At 71.7% G+C, this 25,156-nt stretch carries 24 protein-coding genes; 8 read left to right on the top strand and 16 right to left on the bottom strand.

Annotation, left to right across the window (positions count from 1 at the left end; translation table 11 throughout):
- The first annotated feature begins 87 nt into the window (after positions 1-87).
- From EUA94_RS20235 to EUA94_RS20215, 5 genes are all read left to right on the top strand, one after another.
- Complete coding sequence (locus EUA94_RS20235) at positions 88-492, top strand: HNH endonuclease (protein WP_242495063.1); 405 nt, start codon at positions 88-90, stop codon at positions 490-492.
- A 40-nt stretch (positions 493-532) separates the two neighbouring features.
- A complete protein-coding gene (locus EUA94_RS20230) occupies positions 533-2,386 on the top strand; it encodes an AMP-dependent synthetase/ligase (protein ID WP_129428659.1) in 1,854 nt (617 codons plus the stop codon).
- Positions 2,383-3,249, top strand: coding sequence for a glycerophosphodiester phosphodiesterase family protein (locus EUA94_RS20225; protein ID WP_165357072.1), 867 nt, complete (start codon positions 2,383-2,385; stop codon positions 3,247-3,249). Before EUA94_RS20230 ends, EUA94_RS20225 begins: the two co-directional genes overlap by 4 nt.
- Before the next feature lie 2 nt (positions 3,250-3,251).
- The gene (locus EUA94_RS20220; RefSeq protein ID WP_129428657.1) at positions 3,252-4,307 is read left to right on the top strand and encodes a hypothetical protein; all 1,056 of its coding nucleotides are present in this window, start codon (positions 3,252-3,254) and stop codon (positions 4,305-4,307) included.
- 69 nt (positions 4,308-4,376) lie between these two features.
- Positions 4,377-6,527, top strand: coding sequence for an MMPL family transporter (locus tag EUA94_RS20215; RefSeq protein ID WP_129428656.1), 2,151 nt, complete (start codon positions 4,377-4,379; stop codon positions 6,525-6,527).
- Here EUA94_RS20215 and map read toward each other — a convergent pair.
- Both map and EUA94_RS20205 read right to left on the bottom strand, forming a co-directional pair.
- Complete coding sequence (gene map, locus EUA94_RS20210; RefSeq protein WP_129428655.1) at positions 6,524-7,294, bottom strand: type I methionyl aminopeptidase; 771 nt, start codon at positions 7,292-7,294, stop codon at positions 6,524-6,526. The genes EUA94_RS20215 and map overlap by 4 nt on opposite strands.
- 10 nt (positions 7,295-7,304) lie before the next feature.
- Positions 7,305-7,997, bottom strand: a complete 693-nt coding sequence (locus tag EUA94_RS20205) for a hypothetical protein (RefSeq protein WP_129428654.1) — start codon at positions 7,995-7,997, stop codon at positions 7,305-7,307.
- Positions 7,998-8,020: 23 nt separating this feature from the next.
- Here EUA94_RS20205 and aceB point away from each other — a divergent pair, with 23 nt between their 5' ends.
- On the top strand, positions 8,021-9,601 hold the full coding sequence (gene aceB, locus EUA94_RS20200) for a malate synthase A (protein ID WP_129428653.1): 1,581 nt from the start codon (positions 8,021-8,023) through the stop codon (positions 9,599-9,601).
- Here the strand turns inward: aceB and EUA94_RS20195 are convergent.
- From EUA94_RS20195 to EUA94_RS20130, 14 genes are all read right to left on the bottom strand, one after another.
- Positions 9,558-10,922: a guanine deaminase gene (locus EUA94_RS20195; RefSeq protein WP_129428652.1), complete on the bottom strand. Its 1,365-nt coding sequence runs from the start codon at positions 10,920-10,922 to the stop codon at positions 9,558-9,560. The genes aceB and EUA94_RS20195 overlap by 44 nt on opposite strands.
- A 7-nt stretch (positions 10,923-10,929) precedes the next feature.
- Positions 10,930-11,745 (bottom strand): xanthine dehydrogenase accessory protein XdhC, encoded by an 816-nt coding sequence (gene xdhC, locus EUA94_RS20190; protein WP_129428651.1) that lies wholly within the window; start codon positions 11,743-11,745, stop codon positions 10,930-10,932.
- The gene (locus EUA94_RS20185; protein WP_242495060.1) at positions 11,733-13,976 is read right to left on the bottom strand and encodes a xanthine dehydrogenase molybdopterin binding subunit; all 2,244 of its coding nucleotides are present in this window, start codon (positions 13,974-13,976) and stop codon (positions 11,733-11,735) included. Before EUA94_RS20185 ends, xdhC begins: the two co-directional genes overlap by 13 nt.
- Entirely contained in the window at positions 13,973-15,370 is a 1,398-nt protein-coding gene (locus EUA94_RS20180; protein WP_129428650.1) for a xanthine dehydrogenase small subunit, read from the bottom strand. The genes EUA94_RS20185 and EUA94_RS20180 overlap by 4 nt, the downstream gene beginning before the upstream one ends.
- Positions 15,370-16,185 (bottom strand): bifunctional allantoicase/(S)-ureidoglycine aminohydrolase, encoded by an 816-nt coding sequence (locus EUA94_RS20175; RefSeq protein ID WP_129428649.1) that lies wholly within the window; start codon positions 16,183-16,185, stop codon positions 15,370-15,372. The genes EUA94_RS20180 and EUA94_RS20175 overlap by 1 nt, the downstream gene beginning before the upstream one ends.
- A gap of 3 nt (positions 16,186-16,188) precedes the next feature.
- Positions 16,189-17,517, bottom strand: coding sequence for an allantoinase AllB (allB, locus tag EUA94_RS20170; protein ID WP_129428648.1), 1,329 nt, complete (start codon positions 17,515-17,517; stop codon positions 16,189-16,191).
- The gene (uraH, locus tag EUA94_RS20165) at positions 17,507-17,827 is read right to left on the bottom strand and encodes a hydroxyisourate hydrolase (RefSeq protein ID WP_165357070.1); all 321 of its coding nucleotides are present in this window, start codon (positions 17,825-17,827) and stop codon (positions 17,507-17,509) included. Before uraH ends, allB begins: the two co-directional genes overlap by 11 nt.
- Positions 17,827-18,321: a 2-oxo-4-hydroxy-4-carboxy-5-ureidoimidazoline decarboxylase gene (uraD, locus tag EUA94_RS20160; RefSeq protein WP_129428646.1), complete on the bottom strand. Its 495-nt coding sequence runs from the start codon at positions 18,319-18,321 to the stop codon at positions 17,827-17,829. Before uraD ends, uraH begins: the two co-directional genes overlap by 1 nt.
- Positions 18,318-19,181, bottom strand: a complete 864-nt coding sequence (pucL, locus tag EUA94_RS20155) for a factor-independent urate hydroxylase (protein WP_129428645.1) — start codon at positions 19,179-19,181, stop codon at positions 18,318-18,320. The genes uraD and pucL overlap by 4 nt, the downstream gene beginning before the upstream one ends.
- A gap of 4 nt (positions 19,182-19,185) precedes the next feature.
- Positions 19,186-20,430, bottom strand: coding sequence for a DUF6986 family protein (locus EUA94_RS20150; RefSeq protein ID WP_129428644.1), 1,245 nt, complete (start codon positions 20,428-20,430; stop codon positions 19,186-19,188).
- Positions 20,431-20,451: 21 nt separating this feature from the next.
- Complete coding sequence (locus EUA94_RS20145) at positions 20,452-20,781, bottom strand: hypothetical protein (protein WP_129428643.1); 330 nt, start codon at positions 20,779-20,781, stop codon at positions 20,452-20,454.
- Between the two features lie 13 nt (positions 20,782-20,794).
- Positions 20,795-22,510 carry a sodium:solute symporter family protein gene (locus EUA94_RS20140; protein ID WP_129428642.1) on the bottom strand — a complete coding sequence of 572 codons (1,716 nt, stop codon included), beginning with the start codon at positions 22,508-22,510 and terminating at the stop codon, positions 20,795-20,797.
- A 78-nt stretch (positions 22,511-22,588) separates the two neighbouring features.
- Positions 22,589-23,431, bottom strand: coding sequence for a VOC family protein (locus tag EUA94_RS20135; RefSeq protein ID WP_129428641.1), 843 nt, complete (start codon positions 23,429-23,431; stop codon positions 22,589-22,591).
- Positions 23,432-23,471: 40 nt separating this feature from the next.
- Positions 23,472-23,855 carry a VOC family protein gene (locus tag EUA94_RS20130; RefSeq protein WP_129428640.1) on the bottom strand — a complete coding sequence of 128 codons (384 nt, stop codon included), beginning with the start codon at positions 23,853-23,855 and terminating at the stop codon, positions 23,472-23,474.
- A gap of 69 nt (positions 23,856-23,924) precedes the next feature.
- Here EUA94_RS20130 and EUA94_RS20125 point away from each other — a divergent pair, with 69 nt between their 5' ends.
- Entirely contained in the window at positions 23,925-24,542 is a 618-nt protein-coding gene (locus EUA94_RS20125) for a pyridoxamine 5'-phosphate oxidase family protein (protein WP_129428639.1), read from the top strand.
- 9 nt (positions 24,543-24,551) lie between these two features.
- A complete protein-coding gene (locus tag EUA94_RS20120) occupies positions 24,552-25,022 on the top strand; it encodes a nucleoside deaminase (RefSeq protein ID WP_129428638.1) in 471 nt (156 codons plus the stop codon).
- The last annotated feature ends 134 nt before the right edge of the window (positions 25,023-25,156 follow it).

The following is a 25,156-nucleotide window of genomic DNA, read 5'->3' as shown; positions in this document are numbered from 1 at the left end:
GGACTCCCCCGCTGGTCGGTCTGGGCTGGCGCGCCCCCATCTTCCAGCCTCCCGCCGTCGGCCGGAAGGGGCGCCTACCCTGACCCCGTGGCGGTCGACCGGAGCAGACGAGCGCGGGCGTCGAGGAAGCGCAAGCGCCGCATGGATGCCGTCGACCACGACCTGAGCCCGGCCGAGTGGGCGGCGCTCCAGGCAGCCTGGGGCGGGTGCGCCTACTGCGGTGCGACGGGCCGGCCGCTGCAGAAGGACTGCGTCCTCGCGCTGTCCCGGGGTGGGCGCTACACGCTCCTCAACGTCGTCCCCGCGTGCGCCTCCTGCAACGCGAGCAAGTGCAACGACGAGGTCACCGCATGGCTGCGGCGCAAGCGGCTCGACGAGCGCGCCTTCCTGGTGCGCCTCACCGAGGTGCAGGCCGAGGTGCAGGCCGAGGTGCAGGCCGAGGTCCAGATCGCCGCCTCCCACCTAGCCAGCCCGGCCCCCCGGCCACGATGATGTGACCCCCGCCACACCCCCCGTTCGCTCAGGAGACGTCATGGCTCACGAGATCCCTGCCGAGATCGCGGCAGTCCGCGAGGACTACGAGGCCCGCATCCTCGGCCTGCACATGCCGGCAACCGTGCGCCAGGCGGCCGAGAGGTTCGGCGACCTGCCGGCCTTCTCCGACAGGTTCGACGTGCCCGAGGGCGAGACGTGGTCGACGATCAGCTGGACGGAGACCTGGGAGCTGACGCAGCGGGTCGCGGCGGCGCTGATCGACCTCGGCGTCGAGAAGGGCGACCCGGTGGCGATCATGGCCGCCAACCGGACCGCCCACACCCTGGCCGACTACGGCGCGATGGCGGCGGCGGCGATCCCGATGTCGATCTACAACACCCTCGCCCAGGACCAGGTCGCCTTCATCGCGGGCGAGTCGCGCCCGGTCGTGGTGATCCTCGAGGACCACGACCGCTACCAGCGCTGGGAGAAGGCCCTCGCCGACGTCGACTCGGTCCGCCACGTGGTGATGCTGGCCGACGCCGACCGCGTCGACGACCCGCGCGTGATGACCTGGGAGAACCTCCTCGCGCGCGGCGACGACACCAGCGGCGTCGAGGCGCGGATGGACCGGATCACCCCCGACCTGCCGGCCACCTACCTCTACACCTCGGGCACGACGGGCAACCCCAAGGGCGTCGTCCTGACCCACCACAACGTCATGTTCGAGGCGGTCTCGACGCTCGACAACGCCGGACTGCACGGCCCGCAGCGCTCGATCTCCTACCTGCCGCTCGCCCACATCGCCGAGCGGATCCTGGCGACGTACTCCCCGCCCTTCCTCGGCAGCCACGTGCACGCGATCCCCGACCCCGCCGGCCTCCTCGGCGCGCTGGGCGAGGTGCACCCGACGGCTTTCTTCGGCGTCCCGCGCGTCTGGGAGAAGATCCAGACCGGCATCTCGGCCAAGCTCGCCGAGGACCCCGACCCGGCCAACCAGGAGCTCGTGAAGAACGCCATGGCGGCGGGCCTCGCCTGGACGCAGGCCCAGGAGTACGGCAACGAGATGACGCCCGAGGTCGCGGAGGCGTACGCCACCGCGGACGGCGCGATCCTGGCGTTCCTCCGGCTGCTGCTGGGGCTCGACCAGGTCGAGTGGGCCGCCAGTGCGGCCGCGCCGATGCCGCTGGAGGTCGCCAAGTTCATGGGCGGCCTCGGCCTGCGGGTGTACGACGTCTACGGCATGACCGAGACGACCGGTGCCTTCACCTCCAACGGTCCCGACCACTTCAAGCTCGGCACCGTCGGGGTGCCGAACCCCGGCATCGAGGTCCGCCTCGCCGAGGACGGCGAGATCCTGGTGCGCGGGCCGGTCAACACCCCCGGCTACCACCTCCAGGACCAGGCCACCCGCGCGCTCATCGACGACGACGGCTGGATCCACACCGGTGACATCGGCACGGTCGACGAGGACGGCTTCTACTCGGTCGTCGACCGCAAGAAGGAGCTGATCATCACTTCCGCTGGCAAGAACATCGCGCCCTCCAACATCGAGAACCTGCTCAAGGAGTCGCCCCTCGTCGGCCACGCGATGGCGCTCGGGGACAACCAGTCGTACGTCGTCGCGATCCTCACCCTCGACGGCGAGATCGCGCCGCTGGTCGCGGCGAAGATGGGCGTCGAGTTCACCGACCTCGCCGACCTCTCGACGAAGCCGCAGATCCGCGCGATGGTGCAGGCCGCGGTCGACAAGGCCAACGAGCGGCTCTCGCGACCCGAGCAGGTCAAGGCGTGGGAGCTGCTGCCCGACGAGTGGACGGCGGAGTCGGAGGAGCTGACCCCGACGCTGAAGCTCAAGCGGCGCGTGGTGAAGACGAAGTACGCCGACGTGGTGGACACCCTCTACACGTGACGCAGTTCGACCTGCAGGCCCACCGCGGCGGCGCCGGCCTCTGGCCCGAGAACACCCTCGAGGCGTTCGGTCGCGCGCTCGCGCTCGGCGTCTCCACCCTCGAGCTCGACGTCCACCTGACCGCCGAGGACGACGTCGTCGTGGCGCACGACGCCGCCCTGACCGACGCCCGCCGGATCCGGCAGCTGACCCGCGCCGACCTGCCGCCGACGATGCCGCTGCTGCGCCAGGTCGCCGCCCTCCTGCGCGAGCGCGGGGCCGACCCGGTGCGGATCAACCTCGAGATCAAGTACGACGCCATGGACGCCTCGCAGCTCACCACGCGAGAAGCCTTCGTCGCCAAGGTCGTCGAGGCGCTGCGCATCGACGGGCTGGTCGGACGCACCAGCATCCAGTGCTTCGACTGGGGCGTGCTGACCCGCGTCCACGAGGCCGAGCCGACGCTGGAGCGCATCCTGCTGGTGTCACCGAAGTACTTGAAGTCCACTGCCGACGCCCCCTCCCCCTGGTTCGACGGTCTCGCCGTCGACGCCGACTTCGTCCGCACCGCTGCCGCCGAGGGGTTCACCGCGATCTCCCCGATCCACGGGTCGCCGTTCCGCTCGGGCGTGGCCGATCCGGCGTACACGCCGTTCGCCACCGAGGTGATGATCGACGAGGCGCACGGCGCCGGGCTCGCCGTGATCCCGTACGTCGTCGACGACGAGCCGACCATGCGCCACCTCGTCCGGCTCGGCGCGGACGGGCTGATCACCAACCACCCCGAGCGGCTGCGCGAGGTGCTCGCGAGCGAGGGACTCCCGCTCCCAACGGCTTTCCCCCGCGACCGAGGCAACCTCGACACCCCCGCAGGCGTCTCCTGAGCATGACCACCGTCCGGACCGCCGCCATCGCCGCGACCACGCTCGCACTCTTCGCCTCCCTCTCGCCTGCGACCCAGGCGAGTCCGGCACCCGCCTCGACCAAGGTCGCGCGCACCGTCCTCGACGTCTCCGACCTCGAGCAGGGCGCCCCGCCGGCCCTCGCGTGGTCCGAGCGACGCTCTGGCAGGACCGTCATCCACGGCACCGGCGGCACGAGGACGCCCGTGGCCAACAGGCTCGACCAGTTCGCGCCGATGGGCTCGGGCTACGTCGTCCAGACGATCGGCGGCCGTCCCACCACCCGCTGGATCGGCGCCGACGGCAGCCCCGGCCGCCGCGAGTGGCGGGCGGGCTACGGCCTTGCCGTGTCGCCGCTGGGCAACGTGGTCGCCTTCGCCGGCCGCGCGGGCCGCGTCTGGACGATCGACCAGGAGGGTGACCGCGTCTTCCGCTTCAACCCCGTGCCCGTCACCGGCACCGCCCACGCCGTCGCGGTCACCGGCGAGAACTGCAAGGAGGGCGAGGGCGACCCCGGCTTCGGCTGCTCGATCGCCGTCAACGGACCGCACCGGGCGTTCGACACGTCCTCGCACGGCATCGTCGACACCGTCCCCCACCTGCGCCAGACGGACACCGGGCGCGGCCCGTGGCTCGGCGGCACCACCTCGATCAGCGACTTCGGCTCGTGCAGCGCGATGCTCCGCAGCTGGCGCGTGAAGTGGCGCACCTGCGACAACCAGCTCGCCGACATCTCCCCTGACAACCGCCACGTCCTCGGCACCCCGGCGTACGCCGACGGCTTCGGCCCGCAGACCCTCGACCTGCTCGCCACCGCGGACGGCTCGGTGGTCCACACGTACGCGGCGGCCCGCGACGGCAGCTCGGCGACGTACTTCGACGAGGTCTGGGAGGACGCCGGGCACGTGCTCGTCGTGACCTACCAGGACGGCGAGTGGGCGGTCGTACGGCTCGGCGTGGACGGCTCGATGGAGTACGCCGTCGCCCCGCGCGCCGGTTCGATGGACACCTGGTCGCCGTTCCAGCTGCAGGCGAGGTAGCAGACCCCGGTCTAGTCCTCGGGGGAATCACCGATGCACGATGTCGGTGCGGGCTGCTCGACTGGGCGCATGCATCGACAGATCGCGGGAGCGCTCACCGGCCGGGTCACCAAGTGGATCGTCTTCACCGCGGTGATCGTGATCACCGGCTTCATGGCCACCTTCTCGGCCAAGCTGGCCGACGTCCAGAACAACGAGGCGTCGTCCTGGCTGCCCGGGTCCGCCGAGTCGACCAAGGTCCTCGACGAGCTCTCCGAGACGGTCGACCCCAACGACATCCCGACGCTGGTCGTCTACCACCGCGACGGCGGGCTGACCGACGACGACCTGGCCGCGATGGAGGAGGACGGCACCGAGATCGCCGAGCTCGAGGGCGTCACCGACCAGGGAGTGCTGACGCCCGCGGGCGCCGAGGCGGCCGCAGCACAGGGCGCTCCCGTCCCGACACTGGTGTCGGAGGACGGCGAGGTCGCCTACCTCTACTTCGTGCTCAACTTCGGCACCGACGGCTGGAACGCCATCCCCGCAGCGGCCGACGAGATCCGCGACATCTCGAAGATCGACGGCGGCGAGGTCCACCTCGCGGGCTACGGCGGCCAGGCGGCCGACTCCGCCGAGGCCTTCGAGGGCATCGACACCAACCTCATCTTCGCCACGCTCGCCGTGGTCATCGTGATCCTGCTCTTCACCTACCGCAGCCCGGTGCTGTGGCTTCTCCCGATCCTCTGCGCGGTCTCGGCGAACTTCATCGCGACCGGGCTGGTCTACCTGCTCGCCAAGTACGCGGGGCTCACCGTCAACGGGCAGAGCCAGGCGATCCTGAGCATCCTGGTCATCGGTGCCGGCACCGACTACGCGCTGCTGCTGGTCGCGCGCTACCGGGAAGAGCTCCGTCGCCACGAGGACCGACACGAGGCCATGGCGTTCGCCCTCCACCGCGCGTCTCCCGCCATCCTCGCCAGCGCCGCGACCGTGGCGATCGGCATGCTGTGCCTGTCCTTCGCCGACCTCAACTCAACGGCGGGGTTGGGCCCCGTCCTCGCCATCGGCGTCGCCGTCACCGTGCTCGTGATGGTCACCCTGCTGCCCGCACTCCTGGTGATCTGCGGTCGGTGGGTCTTCTGGCCCAAGCGCCCGACGTTCCGCAGCGCCGAGCCCACGTCCAACGGCCTCTGGGCGCGCGTCGGCCGGGCGATCAGCCCGCGGCCGCGCCGGGTGTGGGTCGTGACGACCGGACTGCTCCTGCTCGCCTGCCTCGGCCTCTTCCGCCTCGACACCTCCGGGTTGTCGACCGAGGAGACGTACACGAAGGAGTTCGACTCCATCAAGGGCCAGCGGCTGCTCACCGAGCACGACCTCTCCGACAGCTCCAACACCATCCAGGTGACCACCGCGACCGCCGCCGCTGCCGACGTGCAGGCTGCGGTGTCCGGCATCGACGGGCTCGGCGAGCCGGGCGAGGTGCGCGAGCTGTCCACCGGGCGCTCCTGGTTCGAGGCGACGATCAACGCCGACATCTCCTCGTCGACGGCAGCCGACATCGTCGAGTCCTCCCGCGACGCGGCGCACGCCGTCGACGGTGCCGACGCCCTGGTCGGAGGCGGGTCGGCGTTCTACCTCGACACCAAGATCGCCAGCGAGCGGGACAGCAAGGTGATCATGCCGCTGGTGCTGGCTGTGGTGCTGCTCATCCTCATCGGGCTGCTCCGGGCGCTCGTCGCACCGCTCATCCTGATGGCCACGGTCGTCCTGTCGTTCGGGGCGGCACTGGGCATCTCGGCGCTGCTCTTCGAGTACGTCTTCGGCTTCGCGGGGTCCGACCCGGGATTCCCCTTGTTCACGTTCGTGTTCCTGGTGGCGCTCGGCATCGACTACAACATCTTCCTGATGACCCGTGTGCGGGAGGAGACGGTCACCCACGGCACCCGCAAGGGCTCGCTCATCGGGCTGGCGTCGACCGGCGGCGTGATCACCTCCGCCGGGATCGTCCTGGCCGCGACGTTCCTCGTCCTGGGCTCGCTGCCGCTGGTGTTCCTGGCCGAGCTCGGGGTCGCCGTGGCCCTGGGCGTCATGCTCGACACGATGATCGTCCGCTCGGTGCTGGTGACGGCGCTCAACCTCGACCTGGGCGGCAAGATCTGGTGGCCGAGCAAGCTCGACAGCGTCGACGCCCCGCTCACCGAGGCCGAGGCGCAGGCGCCGCTCGAGACGGTGCACTAGGACGGCAGGGTCAGGATCTCCGCGCCGTCGTCGGTGATGGCGATGGTGTGCTCGCTGTGCGCGGTGAGGCACCCGGTGGCGCTGCGAAGCGTCCAGCCGTCGTCGTCGGTGACCAGCTCGTCGGTGTCGGCCATAATCCACGGCTCGAGGGCGAGCAGCAGGCCCGGCCGGAGCTGGTAGCCGCGGCCGGCGCGGCCGTCGTTGGCGACGTGCGGGTCCTGGTGCATCGTCGTGCCGATCCCGTGGCCACCGAACTGCATGTTGATCGGGTAGCCGGCGGCGCGGAGCACGCTGCCGATCGCGTGGGACAGGTCGCCGATCCGCGCGCCAGGACCGGCAGCGGCGATGCCGGCCGCGAGGGCCCGCTCGGTGGTCTCGATCATGTCGATGGTGCCGGGCGGGCGGCTCTCACCGACCACGAAGCTGATCGCGGAGTCGGCGGCCACGCCGTCGAGGCGTACGGCGAGGTCGAGCGTCAGCAGGTCGCCGTCGGCCAGCCGCTGGTCACGTGGGCGGCCGTGCAGCACGGCGTCGTTGACCGCGGTGCAGACGTAGTGACCGAAGGGGCCGCGCCCGAAGGACGGCGCGTAGTCGACGTAGCAGGACTCCGCACCCGCCTCGCGGATCATCTCGGCGGTCCAGCGGTCGAGGTCGAGCAGGTTGGTGCCGACCAGGCTGCGCTCGCGCAGCGACCGGAGGATGTCGGCGACCAGGGCGCCGGTCCTGCGGGCCCGGTCGACCTGGGCGGTAGTGAGGATCTCGATCATCGCGGGAGCATCATCGCAGGCCGAGCCTCGCGCAGCGCTTCTCGGCACTCCCGCTGCACAGCTCGTCGAGGGTCACGACGCCCTGGCCCACCAGCACCGAAGTGAGGCCGTCGATCGTGACGTCCTGCTGCTCGTAGAGCCACGAGTCGACGCCGTCCACGTCCTGGGCGTCAGTCACCGGGGTTCCGGCGAGCAGCGCCACTGCGACGTCGGCGGCCTGCTCACTCATCGCGCGGGTCGGGACGTAGGTCATCGACTCCTCGTCGCCGAGGAGGACCTCGCGGGCGGCCTCGAGGTCGGTGCCTGCCTGGCTGGCGAGCCCGCCGCCCTCGAGGCCGACGTAACGGTCCGACCCCGGCACCAGCTCGCCGAGGGAGACGACCGGGAGCTCGTAGCCGGTCAGGGACGCCAGGTCGTCGGGGTCGACGGGCACCACGACGACGACGTCGGAGTTCCTGGCCTCGGCCTGCCGGGCCTGGCTCCGCTGCGTCTCGGCCGCGCCCTCGGCGTCGTACACGGTGACCACGCACTCGTCGCAGGTCGCCTCGACCCGGTCGGTGAACCGCTCGACGTCGACCGAGCGGGACGAGGAGTCGGACGCGTCGGCGACCAGGAGCGCGATGGTCGGCTCGTCGCCGTCGCACCCGGCCAGCAGGGGGGCGAGGGTCAGGAGGGCACAGGTCAGGAGTCGGGCGCGCAGCATCACCGGGAGGTTATCGTGGCCGGATGCCCGACCTCGTCGTCACCGCCCCCTCCGTGCCGCGGTCGGCGGAGGTCCTCACCCCTGAGGCTCTCGCCTTCGTGGCAGACCTCGACGCCCGTTTCCACGACCGCCGCGACGACCTGCTCGCCGCCCGGCGCGAGCGGCGTGCGGAGATCGTGCGCACCGGCACCCTCGACTTCCTCCCCGCCACGGCCGACGTACGCGCCGGCGACTGGACGGTCGCGCCGGTGCCGGCGGACCTGCGCGACCGGCGCGTCGAGATCACTGGGCCGACCGATCCCAAGATGGCCATCAACGCGCTCAACTCCGGTGCCCGCGTGTGGCTCGCCGACCTCGAGGACGCCAACACACCCCACTGGCGCAACGTCGTGGGTGGTCAGCTGACCCTGCGCGACGCCACCCGTGGCCAGCTGTCCTTCACCTCGCCCGAGGGCAAGGCGTACACCGTCGCCGACCCGTCGCGGACGCCGGTGGTGCTGCCGCGGCCACGAGGCTGGCACTTCGACGAGGCGCACGTGACGGCGGACGGCCGGCCGGTGGTCGCGGCCCTCGTCGACTTCGGCCTGCACTTCTTCCACAACGCCCGCGAGCTGTTGGCCGGCGGCAGCGGGCCGTACTACTACCTGCCCAAGATGGAGTCCCACCTCGAGGCGCGGCTCTGGGAAGACGTCTTCACCCACGCCGAGGCGGCCCTCGCGGTGCCGCACGGCTCGGTGCGGGCGACGGTGCTGATCGAGACGATCACCGCGGCCTTCGAGATGGACGAGATCCTCTACGAGCTGCGCGACCACGCCGCCGGGCTCAACGCCGGACGCTGGGACTACCTGTTCAGCATCATCAAGAACTTCCGCGACGCGGGGCCGGACTTCACCCTCCCCGACCGCAACGCGGTGACGATGGCGGCGCCGATGATGAAGGCGTACGCCGACCTGCTGGTCCGCACCTGCCACCGCCGCGGCGCGTTCGCGATCGGCGGCATGGCGGCGTTCATCCCGAGCCGGCGCGACCCCGAGGTCAACGAGCGCGCGTTCGCCAAGGTGCGCGAGGACAAGACCCGCGAGGCCGAGGCCGGCTTCGACGGCTCGTGGGTGGCGCACCCCGACCTCGTGCCGGTCTGCGCGGAGGTCTTCGACGGCGTCCTGGCCGGGCGCGACAACCAGCTCGACGTGCTACGCGAGGACGTGTCGGTCGCGGCCGCCGACCTGCTGGCGGTGGACCGCACGCCGGGCGAGCGCACCGAGCAGGGCCTGCGCGGCAACATCCGGATCGGTATGCAGTACCTCCACGCGTGGCTCTCAGGCAACGGCGCCGCCGGCATCGACAACCTGATGGAGGACGCTGCCACCGCCGAGATCTCGCGCTCGCAGGTCTGGCAGTGGGTCCACAACGAGGTCTGTCTCGACACCGGCGAGACCGTGACGCACGAGCTCGTCGAACGCCTCGTCACCGAGGAGCATGCTGCACTGGGCGGGTCCGTCGACGACGACGCCCGCCGGCTCTTCGTGGAGTGTGCCCTCGACGAGGACTACCCCGACTTCCTCACCCTGCGGGCGTACGACGTCCTGCTGGCGCGCGGCGACTGACCGGCCGCACGAACCCGCCCGACGCGATCTGGTCGCCACCGACCCACACCTCGGCGACGTCGGCGTCGCCGGCGAGCGCAAACACCTTGCCGAGCGCACCCTCCGGTGAGTCCGCGTGCCGCAGGCCGATGTCGAGCGCCGTGCCGGCCGGTGGCCGGACCAGGACGGCGTCGAACTGCTTGCCCACCGACAGGTCCCCGACCGTGTCCGCCAGGCCGAGGGCGGCCGCGCCGGCGGAGGTGCTGAGGTGGAGCAGGTGGGCCGCGGTGAGCGGCATGCCCTCGGCGCCGAGGAGGTGCTGGAGGAAGTAGGCCTGCAGGCCTTCCTTGAAGATCGAGAAGCCGGTGCCGGCGCCGACGTCGCTGCCGAGCGCGACCCGGACACCTGCCTCGAGGTGCCGACGCAGCGGGAAGAGGCCCGACCCCAGCGCGGAGTTGCTGGTCGGGCAGTAGGCCACTGCAGTCGCTCGCGCCGCCAGCACCGCCAGCTCGGCGTCGGTGGGGTGCACGTCGTGGGCCAGCACCGAGACCGGACCGAGCAGGCCGTGGTGGTCGTACGTGTCGACGTAGTGCGCCCGGTCGGGGAACTGGCCGGCGACCGTGGCCACCTCGGCCTGGTTCTCGTTGACGTGCGAGGTGAAGCACGCGCCGTCGACCTCGGCCAGCACCGAGGCGCAGGCGGCGAGCACCGGGTCGGACGCAGAGAGCGAGAAGCGCGGCGTGACGGCATAGCGCAGCCGCCCGCGACCGTGCCAGTGCTGCGCGAGGTCGAGCGCCTCGGCGTACGCCCGCTCCGGCGTGGTGAGCAGTGGCTCGGGCAGCATCCGGTCGCTGACGACGAGCCCGCTCGTGACCCGCAGCCCGTAGCGCTCCGCCTCGGCGAAGAGCAGGTCGACCGCCGGGGCGAAGTGCGACCCGAACACCAGCGACGTGGTGGTCCCCGCGGCGATCAGGCTCGCGACGAACTCGTACGCGATGGTGGCGGCGTAGTCGGGCGAGGCCAGGTGCTGCTCCTCCGGGAGCGCGCACCGGTCGAGCCACTCGAGCAGCGGCATGCCCAGCGCGCCGATCACTCGCACCTGCGGGAAGTGGACGTGCGTGTCGACCAGCCCCGGCAGCAGGATCCCGTCGCGGAGGTCGAGGACCGGCGCACCCGGGCGGATGGCCGCCACGTCGGCGTACGGTCCGCGGTCGACGATCACGCCGTCGTCGGAGACGACGAGGCCCAGGTCGTCGCCGTAGCGGAACCCGGCTCCGGTGGTGAACGGGTCGTCCGGGGTGTCATAGGCGCGGGCGCGGTAGACGACCTCTGCGGCGATCATGCCGGCCTCAGGCGCCCGCGCGGGCGCGGTCGGAGACGAACAGCTGCAGCAGCTCGGCGGCCACCGAGACGGCGACGGCCTGCGGCTCCTTGCCCGGGAGGCCGGGCAGGCCGATCGGGCAACGGATCCGGTCGACGGTCGCCTCGTCGTGCCCCTCGACCCGGAGGCCCGCCCTGAACCGGGTCCACTTCGCGGCCGACCCGATGAGCCCGATCGTGCCGAGGTGGGTGCACCGCAGCGCGGCGTCGCACAGGGCGAAGTCCTCGGCGTGGTCGTGGGTCATCACGAGCACGTGGGTGCCGCGCGGCACCGACCCGAGGGCGAGCTCGGGGACCGGCGACCGGTGCACGCGGACCCGCGCGTCGCCGTCGGCCAGGACGGCCAGTCGCTCGTCGGTCAGCTGGGCGGCTCGCGAGTCCACCAGGTGCAGGTCGAGGTCGTGGCGTACGAGCACCCGCGCCAGCTCGAGCCCGACGTGGCCGACACCGAACACCGCGACGGCCGGCCGGACCGGCAGGGGTTCGAGCAGGAGGGTGACCTCGCCGCCGCAGCACTGCCGACCGTGCTCGGTGCGGGCCTTGTCGCTGAGGCCGATGGTCAGCTGCTCGGGGTCGACGATGCCGGTCTCCAACATCGCGCGCGCCCTGGCCACGGCCGTCTCCTCGAGGTTGCCGCCGCCGACGCTCCCCCACGCCGACCCGGCAGCCACGACCAGCTTGGCGCCGGCATCGCGCGGCGCGTGACCGCGTACGTCGATCACGGTCACGAGCACGCCGGCCTCGCGCTCCTCGCGCAGCCGTTCCACGGCCGTCAGCCAGTGCATGTCACGCCTCGCGCCCGTTGCACGGCCCAGAACACGGCCTCGGGCGTCGCCGGGGACGCGAGCTCCACGCTGGTGCCCTCCGGACCGAAGGAGGCGGCCGCCTCGCGGAGCGCCTCGCGCACCGCGAAGGCCAGCATCAGCGGTGGTTCGCCGACCGCCTTGGAGCCGTAGACCACGCCGTCCTCGTGGGCGTGCTCGAGCAGCGCGACGTGGAGCTCGTCGGGAAGCTCGCCGATGCTCGGCAGCTTGTAGGTGCTCGCCGACTGGGTGGTCAGCCGGCCTCGGCCGGGGCCGTCCGACTCGTCCCACCGCAGGTCCTCGAGCGTGAGCCAGCCGACCCCCTGGGCGAAGCCGCCCTCGATCTGGCCGATGTCGACCAGTGGCGACAGGCTGTCGCCGACGTCATGGACGATGTCGACGCGGCGGGTGCGGTGGGCGCCGGTGAACCCGTCGACCTCCACCTCGGCGGCGGCGACACCGTAGGCGAAGTACTTGAACGGGTGGCCCGTCATCCTCGTGGAGTCCCAGTGGATGCCCTCGGTCCGGTAGAAGCCGGCCGCCCACAGCTGCACCCGGCCGAAGTAGGCCTCGCGCACCAGGTCGTCCCACGGCAGGTCGCGCCCCTCGTCGAACTCGCGCAGCCGGGCGGTGATCTGGTCGCAGGCGTCCTTGACGGCACCGCCGTTGAGGTCAGCGCTCGAGCTGGCGGCCGTCGCGGACGTGTTGGGCACCTTGTCGGTCCGGGTCGGTGCGAGGCGGACGCGCTCCAGCGGGATGCCGAGGCTGGTCGCGGCCACCTGCAGCATCTTGGTGTGCAGGCCCTGGCCCATCTCGGTGCCGCCGTGGTTGATCAGCACCGAGCCGTCCTTGTAGACGTGCACGAGCGCCCCGGCCTGGTTGAACGCGGTGAAGTTGAAGGAGATGCCGAACTTCAGCGGGGTCACCGCGAGCGCGCGCTTCGTGTGCTCGTGGGCGGCGTTGAACGCGGCGATCTCCTCGCGCCGGCGTACGACCTCGCCGGTCGACACGACCTGGTCCCATGCCACGGCGACGCGCTCGGGATGGCGGACGACCTGCCCGTACGGCGTGGCCTGGCCGTCGACGTAGAAGTTGCGCCGGCGCAGGTCCACCGGGTCGATCCCGAGGAGCGGCGCGCAGCGGCCGAGGACGTCCTCGATCACCAGCATCCCCTGCGGGCCGCCGAACCCGCGGAAGGCAGTCTGCGAGGTCTTGTGCGTACGAGCCACGCGACCGTGGAGCAGGACGTGCGGGATCCAGTACGCGTTGTCGACGTGGCACAGCGCGCGGGCCAGCACCGGCTCGCTGAGGTCGAGGCTCCAGCCGCCGTCGGAGGTCAGCGTCGCCTCGAGGGCGACGAGCCGGCCGTCGTCGTCGAAGCCGACGCGCCACTGGGCGTGGAACCCGTGCCGCTTGCCGGTCATCGTCATGTCGTGGGTGCGGTTGAGCCGCAGCCGCACCGGACGACCGGTCAGGGTGGCGCCCAGTGCGGCGATCGCGGCGAAGCCGTGGGGCTGCATCTCCTTGCCGCCGAACCCGCCACCCATCCGCAGGCACTGGACGGTCACCGCGTGGGACTCGCGGCCCAGCACGTGCGCCACGATCTCCTGGGTCTCGGTGGGGTGCTGCGTGCTGCTCTGCACGAAGACCTGGCCGCTCTCGTCGACGAGGGCGAGCGAGGCATGGGTCTCGAGGTAGAAGTGCTCCTGGCCGGCCATCTCGGTGACGCCGCTGAACACGTGCGCGGCGGCCGCCAGGCCCTGCTCGACGTCACCTCGTGCGACGACGGGCCGACCGCCCTGGAAGCTCTCGGCCTCGATCGCCTCGGTGAGCGCGACGATCGCGGGCAGGGGCTCGTAGTCGACCTCGACGGCGAGCGCACCGAGCCGGGCGGCCTCGAGCGTCTCCGCCAGCACCCAGCAGACGGCGTGGCCGACGAACATCACCTCGTCGGGGAAGAGCGGCTCGTCGTGCTTGACCCCGGCGTCGTTGACGCCCGGCACGTCGTCGACCGTGAGCACGCGGACGACGCCGTCGACCGCCAGGGCAGGCGAGGGGTCGAGGCGTGTCACCCGGGCGTGCGCGTGCGGCGAGCAGACCGGGTGCGCGTGCAGCACGTGAGGCGTGCGGTGCACCAGGTCGTCGGTGAAGAGCGCGTGCCCGGTGACGTGCTCCGCCGCGCTCTCGTGGGGCAGGGCCTGTCCGACGCTCACGACGCGGCCCACCAGGCACGGAGGGCGTTGCCGAGCATCGCGGAGCGGTACGCCGCGCTGGCGCGCTGGTCGTCGATCGGCGTGCCTTCGTTCGCCAGCGCGTCGGACGCGGCCTCGACCGTCTCGGCCGTCCACGGTCGGCCCTCGAGCACGGCCTCGGTGGCGCGCGCCCGGATCGGCGTGGCCGCGACCCCGCCGAGACCGATACGGGCCCGGACCACGGTGTCGTCGACGACGTCGAGGGCGATCGCGACGGCGACGCTCGAGATGTCGTCGTAGCGCCGCTTCGCGATCTTGCGGAAGGTCGTGTGCTCGGCCAGCGGCGTCGGCACCCGGACGGCCCGGAGCAGCTCGCCGGGACGGAGCAGGGTCTCCCGGTAGCCCGTGAAGAACTCAGCCAGGGTCACCTCGCGGTCGCCGTCGGCCGAGGCGAGGACCAGGGTTGCGTCGAGGGCGAGCAGCGCCGGAGCCAGGTCGCCGATGGGCGAAGCGGTGACAAGGTTGCCGCCGATGGTGGCCCCGTTGCGGATCAGCCGCGAGGCGAACTGTGGCCAGACCTGGGCGAGCAGCGGGACGGTGTCGCCGAGCATCGCCTCGACCTCGCTGAGCGTGAGTCCGGCACCGATCTCGACCACGCCGTCGGTCGAGAGGCCGCGCAGCTCCGGCAGCCGGTCAACGGCGACGACGTACGACGCCCGGCGTCCGCGCAGGTTGGCCTCGACGCCCCAGTCGGTGGAGCCGGCGACCACCGTCGCGTCGGGGTGCTCGGCCAGGAGGGCGAGCGCCTCGGCGAGGTCGGCGGGCCGGGCGAACCCCGCCACCCGGGTCGCGGCGACCGCCGGTGCGGCGCCTGCCTGCCGTTCGGCCAGCGGGTCGGTCGGGTCGGGCGCGCCGAGCGCCCAGGCCGCGTCCCGGATCGGGCGGTAGCCGGTGCAGCGGCAGAGGTTGCCGCCGATGGCGTGCAGGTCGAAGCCGTTGGGACCGTGCTCGGGGTCCGGCTCGTCGTTCGCCGAGCGGTCGGGACGGTAGTACTCCGCGGCCATCGAGCAGACGAAGCCGGGCGTGCAGTAGCCGCACTGCGAGCCGCCTCGGACCGCGAGTTCGGCCTGGACCGGGTGCAGGTCGCCGGGGTCGCCGAGCCCCTCGGCGGTGACGACCTCCTGGCCGTCGAGCGCGAGTGCCGGCACCAGGCAGGCGTTGACCGGGGTCCACCGGCTGCCGTCGCCGTCGGGCCGCGCCACCAGGACGGCGCACGCCCCGCACTCGCCCTCGGCACAGCCCTCCTTGGCCCCGGTCAGGCCGAGGCCGCGCAGGAAGTCGAGCGCGTTGGTGTGGTCCGGCGTGCCGACGAGCGGGCGCGACCGTCCGTTGACGGTGATCTGCGGCTCGGTCATCAGAGTCGGAACCTCGGGTGTCGGTTCACGTCCTTGTAGAGCAGGTAGCGGAACTTGCCCGGGCCACCGGCGTAGCAGGCCTGCGGGCAGAAGGCGCGCAGCCACATGAAGTCGCCCTCCTGCACCTCGACCCAGTCCTTGTTGAGGAGGTAGACGGCCTTTCCCTCGAGGACGTAGAGGCCGTGCTCCATCACGTGGGTCTCGGGGAACGGGATCGCTCCGCCGGGTTCGAAGCTGACGATGTTGACGTGCATGTCGTGGCGTACGTCGAGCGGGTCGACGAAGCGCTGGGTGCCCCACGCCCCGTGGGTGTCCGGCATCGGCTCGACGGCGACATCGTGCTCCTGCACCACGAACGCCTCCGGCACCTCGACGCCATCGACGCGCTCGTACGCCTTGCGGATCCAGTGGAAGGTGGCGGCCTCTGTCGTGTCGTTGCGCAGCGTCCAGGAGGTGCCCGGCGGGAGGAACGCGTAGCCGCCCGTGCCGACCCGGTGGGCGACGCCGGCGATCGACAGCTCGACCGTCCCGCCGACGACGAAGAGCACCGACTCGGCGTCGGGGTCGTCGTCCGGCCGCTCCGACCCACCGCCAGCGGCGACCTCGGCGATGTACCACGAGAAGGTCTCCGCGAAGCCCGACAGCGGACGGGCGATCACCCACAGCCGCGTGTCGTCCCAGTGGGGCAGCCGGCTGGTCACGATGTCGCGCATGGTGCCGCGAGGCAGGACGGCGTACGCGTCGGTGAAGACGGCGCGGTCGGTCGTGAGCTCGGTCTGCGCCGGCAGCCCGCCCTTGGCCACGTAGTAGGACATCACTCACTCTCCCCATCTGAGCAGCCGCCCGCGCGGGGCGTCGGCGAGGTCGATCGGTGCGCCGCGCAACCAGGTCCCGCGGACGGTGCCGGTGAGCGTACGCCCGGCGTAGGCCGAGACGGCGTTCTTGTGGTGGAGCCGCGTCGGGTCGACGACCCAGGTCTCGTCGGGCGCGAAGACGCAGAGGTCGGCGTCGGCCCCGACCGCGATCTCGCCCTTGCCGGTCAGCCCCACCCGACGGGCCGGCGCCGTCGCCATCCAGCGGACCACGTCGGCCAGCGGCACGCCCCGATCGCGCGCTGAGGTCCAGACGGCGGGCAGGCCGAGCTGCAGCGACGCGATCCCACCCCAGGCCTCGGCGAAGTCGCCGGTGTCCTGGCGCTTGAGGTCGGCCGTGCACGGTGAGTGGTCGCTGACGACCAGGTCGATGTCCCCGTCGCGCAGGCCGGCCCAGAGGGCGTCGCGGTTGGCGGAGTCGCGGATGGGCGGGCAGCACTTGAGCTCGGTGGCGCCGTCGGAGATCGACCCGGACTCGAAGTGCAGGTAGTGCGGACAGGTCTCCACCGAGACGTCGACACCCGCCGCCCGGGCCGCGCGCAGCGCCGGGATCGCCCCCGCCGCACTGAGGTGTACGACGTGCGCACGGCCGCCGGAGTCGCGGGCGGTGTCGATCACGAGGGCGATCGCCCGCTCCTCGGCGACCTCGGGGCGGCTCGCCAGGAACCCGTCGTACGCCGGTCCGTGGGCGCACGCGGCAATCACGTCGCCGTCCTCGGCGTGCACGATCATCAGCGCCCCGAGCCGGGCGGTCTCGGCCATCGCCGCGGCGAAGTCGGCCGGCTCCAGGTGCGGGAACTCCTCGACGCCGGAGTCGAGGAGGAAGCACTTGAACCCGAACACGCCTGCCTCGTGGAGCCCGGCGAGGTCGGCACGGTTGGCCGGTACGGCGCCGCCCCAGAACCCGACGTCGACCCACACCTGGTCGCGCGCCACCTGCCGCTTCACCTCCAGCGCCGCGACGGTCGTGGTCGGCGGGATGCTGTTGAGCGGCATGTCGACGATTGTCGTCACGCCACCGGCAGCGGCCGCGCGGGTCGCGCTGGCGAAGCCCTCCCACTCGGTGCGGCCGGGCTCGTTGACGTGGACGTGGGTGTCGACCAGGCCGGGGAGCAGCACCTCGTCGATGGCGAGCTCGACCACATCCGCTTCTCCGGCTGACGCGTCGTACGCCTCGACGGCGACGATCCGCCCGTCGCGGATCCGCACCGCAGCGGGGATCTCCCGCTCGCCGATGACCGCGCGATGGGCGCGAACGAGGTGCTCAGCTGCCACGGTAGGTCGAGTAGCCGTAGGGGCTCAGCAGCAGCGGGACGTGGTAGTGCTCGTCCTCCCCGACGGTGAAGGTGACCGCGACCTCGGGGTAGAACGCGGTCGTGCCGTGACCGGCGAACCAGGTGCCGGTGTCGAAGCGTAGGACGTGATCCTCGGCGGTCAGGTCGCCGGCGAGCGCGCCGACGCGACCGTCGGCGTCGGTGAGCGCCTCGGCCAGGAGGTTGCCGTCCGAGGACTCCAGCGTGACGCGCAGGCCGGCCGCCGGGCGGCCGGTGGACACGTCGAGGACGTGGGTGCTGAGCGTGGCCATCAGGACAACGCCTCCTTCATCCGCAGGACCGCGATCTGGGTCAGCTGGTCGATGGTCTCGGCGCGTTCGATCTCGTCGCTGTTGTGGAGCCGGTGCCGCAGGTGCTCCAGGATGTCCGGCCCGCTGCGACCGGCCGCGCGGACGATGAAGACCCGTCCGAAGCGCTCCTCGTAGGCCCGGTTTCCCTCGGCGAGCCGGCGTACGACGTCGTCGTCAGCCCGGTCCACTCCGGACTGCTCGCGGGTGGACTGTTCGGCGTCGTGCTTCGCGACGTCGGCTCGCTCGCCGATGCGTGGGTGCCGGGCCAGCGCCTGCTCGAGCTCGGCGTCGGAGATGGTCGACGCAGCGGCAATCATCGCCGCTTCCACCTCGCCGACGTCGTCGTAGGGACGGCCGGCAAGGACGTCGTCGGCCCAGCGTGGGACGTCGAGCCAGACCAGTGCAGAGGTGCGCGCGTCGTCGGCCGGCTGCTCGTTGAATGCGGCGAGGCTCATCGACCGTCCTCCGGTTCCCGGGTCACGGTGGCCTCGATCAGTCCGTACGGCCGATCTGCGGCGATGAAGACCTCGCCCGGGTTGTCGAGCCCGAACGGCGCGAGGTCGACCAGGAAGTGGTGCTTGTTGGGCGCGGCGAAGGAGATCTCGGCGATCTCGTCGTGCGCCTCGAGGACGGCGGTGCCCATCGCGTAGAGGGATTCCTGCAGTGCCCGGCTGTACGTCGTCGCGAAGGTCGCCAGCAGCAGCGCCCGGACGGCGTCGTACGTCGCGTTCCAGTCGGGCTGCTGCCCGGGCCGGTACGTCCACTCGGCGCGCAGCGCGGTCGCCAGGATCCGGTCGTCGGCGTCGGGCAGGGTCGTGTACTCGTCGCGGAGGAAGCCCTTGAACTCCGACCCGGTGGACTTCAGCACGACGAGGTCCTTCAGACCCGAGACGACGACGGTCCCGTCCTCGCCGAGGTCCACCCGGGTCGTCCGCGCCTCGCCGCCGCGGCGTACGAACGCGTGGTCGTGGCCCGCGCCGTCGACCTCGATCCGGTCCCAGGCGTACTCGTCGACGGCGATCGTCGCCCCGGTCGCGACCGGCGTGGCCTCGAGCAGCCGGCTGCCGAGCGCGAGGGCGTAGTCCTCCGGCGAGGTCACTCCGTGCTGCTTCGCGAAGGCGAACGCCGTGTTCTTCTGCGTGTCCGTCGGCAGCACCTGCGCCTGGTCGCCGTGGGTGTGCGCAGCAGCGAAGTCGCCGCGCAGCGACGTGGAGACGTTGAGGTCGCGGATCTCGTGGCGCGGGGTGTCACGGACGATCCGGACGACCCGGTTCTCCGCCTTGCCGTACCTGTTCGGTCCCAGCACGATGCCCATCGGCTCAGCCTTCCGTCTCGGTGGTGCGGTGCGCGAGCCCGGCCAGGTCGTCGGCGCCGAGCCCGGTCGCCTCGCGCGCCTCGTCGGCCGAGAGGGCACCGCAGTCGAGGCCGCGCAGCAGGAAGTCAGCCAGCGCGCGCGCCGTCGCCGGCTCGTCCATGATCGCCGAGTCCTGTCGGGCGACGTACGTCCGCAACCTGGCCGCCGCGGCCGGGAAGCCGTCGCGGTAGAACGCGAACGTGGCGGCGTACCGCGTCGGGAGCTGCGCGGGGTGGAGGTCCCAGCCCTGGTAGTAGCCGCGCTCGAGCGAGCGCCGGACCAGCCGGAGGTGGTTGCGCCACGCGGTCGCGACCTGGTCGGCGTCGCCGACGGGCAGCACGTTGGTGGACCCGTCCGAGAGGCGTACGCCGGTGCCGGCCGCCGCGGCCTGCATGATCGCCTTGGCGTGGTCGGCGACCGGGTGCTCGAGGCTCTGCTGGGCGGCGGCGATGCCGCAGAAGGCGGAGTAGTCGTACGTGCCGTAGTGCAGGCCGGTGCAGCGGCCCGCCGAGGCATGGATCATCCGCGCCACCAGCGCGGTGCCATCGGGACCGAGGATCGACTGCGGCGTCTCGATCTGCAGCTCGAACCGCAACGCCCCGGACGCGATGCCGAGGTGGGACTCGAGCCGCTGCGCCGCGTGCACCAGCGCCTCGACCTGCTCGACCGCCGTGACCTTCGGCAGGGTGACGACGAAGCCGTCCGGCAGCGGACCGCCCTCGGTGAGCCGACCCAGGAACAGCGCGAGCGTCCGCAGCCCGCGGCTGCGGGTCGGTGCCTCGAAGCCCTTGAACCGGATGCCGCATCCGGGCGCCGATGCTCCCGCATCGACCGCCGACCTCAGCTCGTCGGCGGCACGGAGCGCGTCGGCGTCCTCCACGTCGTCGGACCGCGTGCCGTAGCCGTCCTCGAGGTCGATGCGTACGTCCTCGACCGGCTCGCGACCGAGCTTGTCTCGCACCCGGGCCAGCAGGTCGCGGTCGCCGTCGATGATCTCGAGCAGCAGGGCCTCGTGCTCGTCGACCGTCGCTAGCGCGGCCGCCCCGTGCGCGGCGACCAGGCCGGCGTAGAACCGGTCCGCGGGGACGTACACCGTGTGGACCGGCTGGCGACCCGGGCGGGCACCCGGGTAGTGCGCGGCCAGCGCGGCGTCGACGTCCGCGAGGCGCGCGTCGAGCTCGGCCCCGAGCTCTGTGACCAGGCTCTCCATGCGGGAGACCCTAGACCTGAGTCAGTGGACGGGCGGGCGCTTGCGCTGGGGTGCGGGGCGCGTCGGGTCGTCGTCGGGCGGGTCGACGTGGTCCGGGACCACGATCGGCTTGAGCCGCGCCCAGGTGATGAAGAACGCGCCGACGACGAGCAGGGCGAGGCCGGTCCAGAGGTTGGCGTTGATGCCGCCGGTCTTCTCGGGCTCGTGCTCGCCGAGCAGTCCGGCGAGGGTGAGGATCACGCCGTAGATGCCCATCAGGGCGCCGATGATGTTGCGGATGTCGAAGAGCCCCGCCTTGTGGGGCTGGCCGGCGGTGTCGCCCGCCGTGGTCGTGTCGGTCGTGTCAGGCATGGTGACCCCTCTCTCAGAAGACGAAGTTGAGGACGATGACCATCGCGAGCGCGATGCCGGCGAGCGGGAGCGTGCGCTGGTACCACGGCATGGCTGCCTCGTTCGGGTCGGTGCGGTCCTCGCGAGGCGTCTCCGAGTAGACCAGTCCGCGCAGCTCGGAGGCCGGCTTGGGCTTGGTCACGAGCGAGACCACGATGCTGAGCACGATGTCCACCACGAACGCGACCGACGCCGCGAGGAACGCCGTGCCCTGACCCGACAGCTCGAAGAGCCCGGCCGCCGCGGATCGGTCCACGGCGAGTGCCGACAGCGTGCCGGCGACCAGGCCCACCCAGCCTGCGGTGGGGGTCATCCTCTTCCAGAACATGCCGAGGATGAAGGTGGCGAACAACGGTGCGTTGAAGAACCCGAAGAGCGTCTGCAGGTAGTTCATGACGTTGTCGTAGCCCATCGCGATCTGGGCGGTGAAGATCGCGATGACGGTGGCCCCGACGGTGGCGAGGCGGCCGATGCGGAGGTAGTAGTCGTCGCTGTGGTCCTTGCGGATGTAGCGCTGCCACAGGTCGTAGGAGAAGACCGTGTTGAACGCCGAGATGTTGGCCGCCATGCCGGCCATGAACGCCGCGAGCAGACCGGCGATCGCCAGCCCGAGCAGTCCGTTGGGCAGCACGTCGCGCATGAGGAGCAGGAGGGCGTCGTTGTAGGCGACCCCGTCCCCCGAGGCGCCACCGGACGGCGTGCCGCCGTTCTTGAGGTCGATCATCTCCGTCACCAGCACGGCCGAGACCATGCCGGGGATGATGACGATGAACGGGATGAACATCTTGGGGAAGGCGCCGATGATCGGGGTCTTGCGCGCGGCCGAGATCGAGTCGGACGCCATCGCCCGCTGGACCTCGACGAAGTTGGTCGTCCAGTAGCCGAAGGACAGCACGAAGCCGAGCCCGAAGACGATCCCGACGACCGACAGGATCGGGGAGTCGAAGCCGGACAGCGCCTGGCCCGGCCAGGCGTTGAGCTGCTGCGCTGCCGCGGGCGCCTCGGACGCGGAGGACGCACTCTCCGAGGCGGCGGAGATCTTGTCGGTGAGGCCGTTCCAACCGCCGACGCGGTGCAGGCCGATCAGCGTCAGCGGCAGCAGCGAGGCCACGATGACGAAGAACTGCAGCACCTCGTTGTAGATCGCAGCACTCAGGCCACCGAGCGTGATGTACGACAGCACGACCGCGCCGGCCACGATCAGCGCGACCCAGATCGGCCAGCCGAGCAGGGCGTGCACGATGCCGGCGAGCAGGGCGAGGTTGACGCCCGCGATGAGCAGCTGGGCGACGGCAAAGCTGATCGCGTTGACCAGGTGGGCGCCGGTGCCGAACCGCTTGAACATGAACTCGGGGACCGAGCGGACCTTCGATCCGTAGTAGAACGGCATCATCACGACGCCGAGGAACAGCATCGCCGGCACCGCACCGACCCAGAAGTAGTGGAACGTCGACAGGCCGATCTCCGCGCCATTCGCCGACATGCCCATGATCTCGACGGCGCCGAGGTTGGCGGAGATGAACGCCAGGCCCGTCACCCACGCCGGAAGCGAGCGGCCGGACAGGAAGAAGTCGATCGAGTCGGACACCGAGCGACGCGCCATCACGCCGATGCCGAGGACGAATCCGAAGTAGATCGCGACCAGCAGGTAGTCCAGCCAGTTGGCGTCGATCAGGGTGTCTGAGCTCACGAGTGCCTCCGAGGTGCAGTTGGGCCACCGGCCAACCTAGACCCGCTCATTCGCCCGTGCGACCACCCCTGGGTGGGTTCAGTCGGGCATGGTGAACTGGCTCAACGTGAGCTCGGCGCCCCACGGATCGCGGATCCGCACGGTCGCCGCCCACGTTCCGTCGTGCGTGGCCACCACGGTCGCGCCCAGGCTCTCGGCGAGCTGCGCCGCCGCGTCCCGGTCGGCCACGCTGAAGGTCAGGTGCCAGTGCGGCTGTTCGTCGCCCTCGAGCCCGGTGGCGCCGCCGATCGCGTCGGCGAAACCCTCCGGGGCGCCTGCCTGACGGGTGCGGATGTCCGGGTCGACTGTGGACTCGAGGTGGTCGCCGTAGCCCGGCACCTTGATCATCGCGCCGGCGTCGGGACCCATGTCCTCGACCTCCCACCCGAACACCGTGCGGTAGAAGTCGAGGTCGTGCCCGACGTCGGAGGTGTGGAGATCGCTGAAGTTCCAGGAGCCGGGCACATTGTTGACCTGCGAGCCGAGCCGGGCGCGTGCCTGCCAGAGCCGGAACACTGCCCCGCGCGGGTCACGCAGCTCGGCCCACCGGCCACCCGGACCGGCATCGTGGGGTCCGTCGACCAGCTCACCGCCCGCATCGACCGCTCGCGGGACCGTCGCGTCGACGTCGTCCACGGCGACGTACGTCATCCAGGACGCCGACCCGTCCGCCCGCGGCTCGATCGCGGCCACGTCCTGCCCGTCCAGCGTCGCGATCAGGTACGTCGCCGGCACGTCGGGAGGGAGCGCGTCGTGGGTCTCCCACCCCATCAGCGCGCCGTAGAAGGCGGCCGCAGCAGCCGCATCCGGCACCTGCAGGTCGATCCAGCAGGTGACGCCCTGCGGGTAGGTGTGCGGGTTGTCAGGGGTTCCCGAGGCCATGACTCGCACGATACGCCGGACCGGTGACACCGCCGGCGGGTCAGTCGCCGACCACGACCTCGACCTCGAAGCCCTCGGAGTTCTCGACGTAGAGCGCGACGTGCTCCTCGCCCCCGGCGTGCGGATACCGGTCGGCGTACATCTCGTGCCAGCCGCGCTCGGTCGACTCGGCCCGCATCCGGTCCAGCTCGTCGCGGGTCTCGACGGTCATCGCGAGGTGGTTGATGCCGGGCCGCAACCGGTCGTGCTCGCCGTGCTGGTCCGACGAGTGCTCCATGAAGAGGTAGGTGCCGTCGGCGTGCACCCACGACAGCATCCCGTCCTCGCGCTGCCACCCGCACCAGGCGAGCAGCCACCCCCACTCCCCCTCGGCGGTCGCGACGTCGTCGACCCACAGGTCGAGGTGGTGGAGGGCGCGGGGCATGCGCGCCAACCTAGACCAGCCTTTCTCGGACACCCGCGCGGTGGGATCCTCGAGGAGGAGAGGCACGAGATGGACTACCGGGACTCGCACCGCGCACTGCAGGACGCCTTCGACACGCGACGGCTCGCCGACCGGCTGGCCAGCGTCGCCGGTGATGATGTGTCGGGGTTCCGGGACTTCATCGAGGCGCGCGACATGTTCTTCCTCGCCACCACGGACGCCTCGGGCCAGCCGCAGTGCTCGCACAAGGGCGGCGATCCCGGCTTCGTCCGCGTGGTGGACCCGACCACGCTCGCGTTCCCGGTGTACGACGGCAACGGGATGTTCCTCAGCGTCGGCAACATCACCGAGAACGCGCAGGTCGGGATGCTCTTCATCGACTTCTCGGACGGCTCGCGGCTGCGGGTCAACGGCGAGGCGTCCGTCGACCCCGAGGACCCGCTCGTCCACGAGTTCCCCGGCGCCAAGCTCGTCGTACGGGTGCGTGCGCGCGCCGTGTTCCCCAACTGCCGCCGCTACGTCCACACCCACGGCCCGACCCAGAGATCGGTCTTCGTCCCCGTCGCCGGCGAGAGCCCGCCCGTGCCGGACTGGAAGCTGGACGAGTGGTTCGACGGCACCCTCCCGGCCGGCGACCCGGCGCTCGACGCGTCCCACCCCAGTGCCCCGTCGATCCCCAGGTTCTAGGTTCTGACCATGACGCCCGACCTCGAGCACCTCCGCCGCGCGATCACCGTCTCGCTCGACGCGCGCGAGCACGGCAACCACCCGTTCGGCGCCGTGCTCGTCGACGGGTCGGGCTGGGTCGTGCTGGAGGCCGAGAACACCGTCACCACCGCCCACGACGTCACCCACCACGCCGAGCTCAACCTCGTACGCCTCGCGTGCGCGTCGATCGCGTACGCCGACCTGCCGGGCCACACCCTCTACACCTCGTGCGAACCGTGCGCGATGTGCTCGGGCGCCATCTACTGGGCCGGCATCGGCCGGGTGGTCTACGGCCTCTCGGAGGCGGGCCTGCTGGGCCTCACCGGCAACCACCCCGACAACCCGACCCTGATGCTCCCCTGCCGCGAGGTCTTCGCCGCCGGCAGCCGGGTGACCCAGGTGACGGGTCCGCTCCTCGAGGGCGAGGCGGCCGCTGCGCACGAGGACTTCTGGGTCTGAATCGCACCCGAGGCTGGACGAAAGATCAGCTGTGGATCGATGACGACTGTCGGTGGCATCGCCTATAATCAAACACATGGTCGAAGCGCTGGAGCGGGTGAGGGGGAGGGTCGAGGACGACCTCTCGGCCACCG

The organism is Nocardioides zhouii (assembly GCF_004137345.1).
GTDB lineage: Bacteria > Actinomycetota > Actinomycetes > Propionibacteriales > Nocardioidaceae > Nocardioides > Nocardioides zhouii.
Note: the sequence above shows the minus strand (reverse complement) of the source record. Positions and strands in the feature narration are given on the sequence as shown.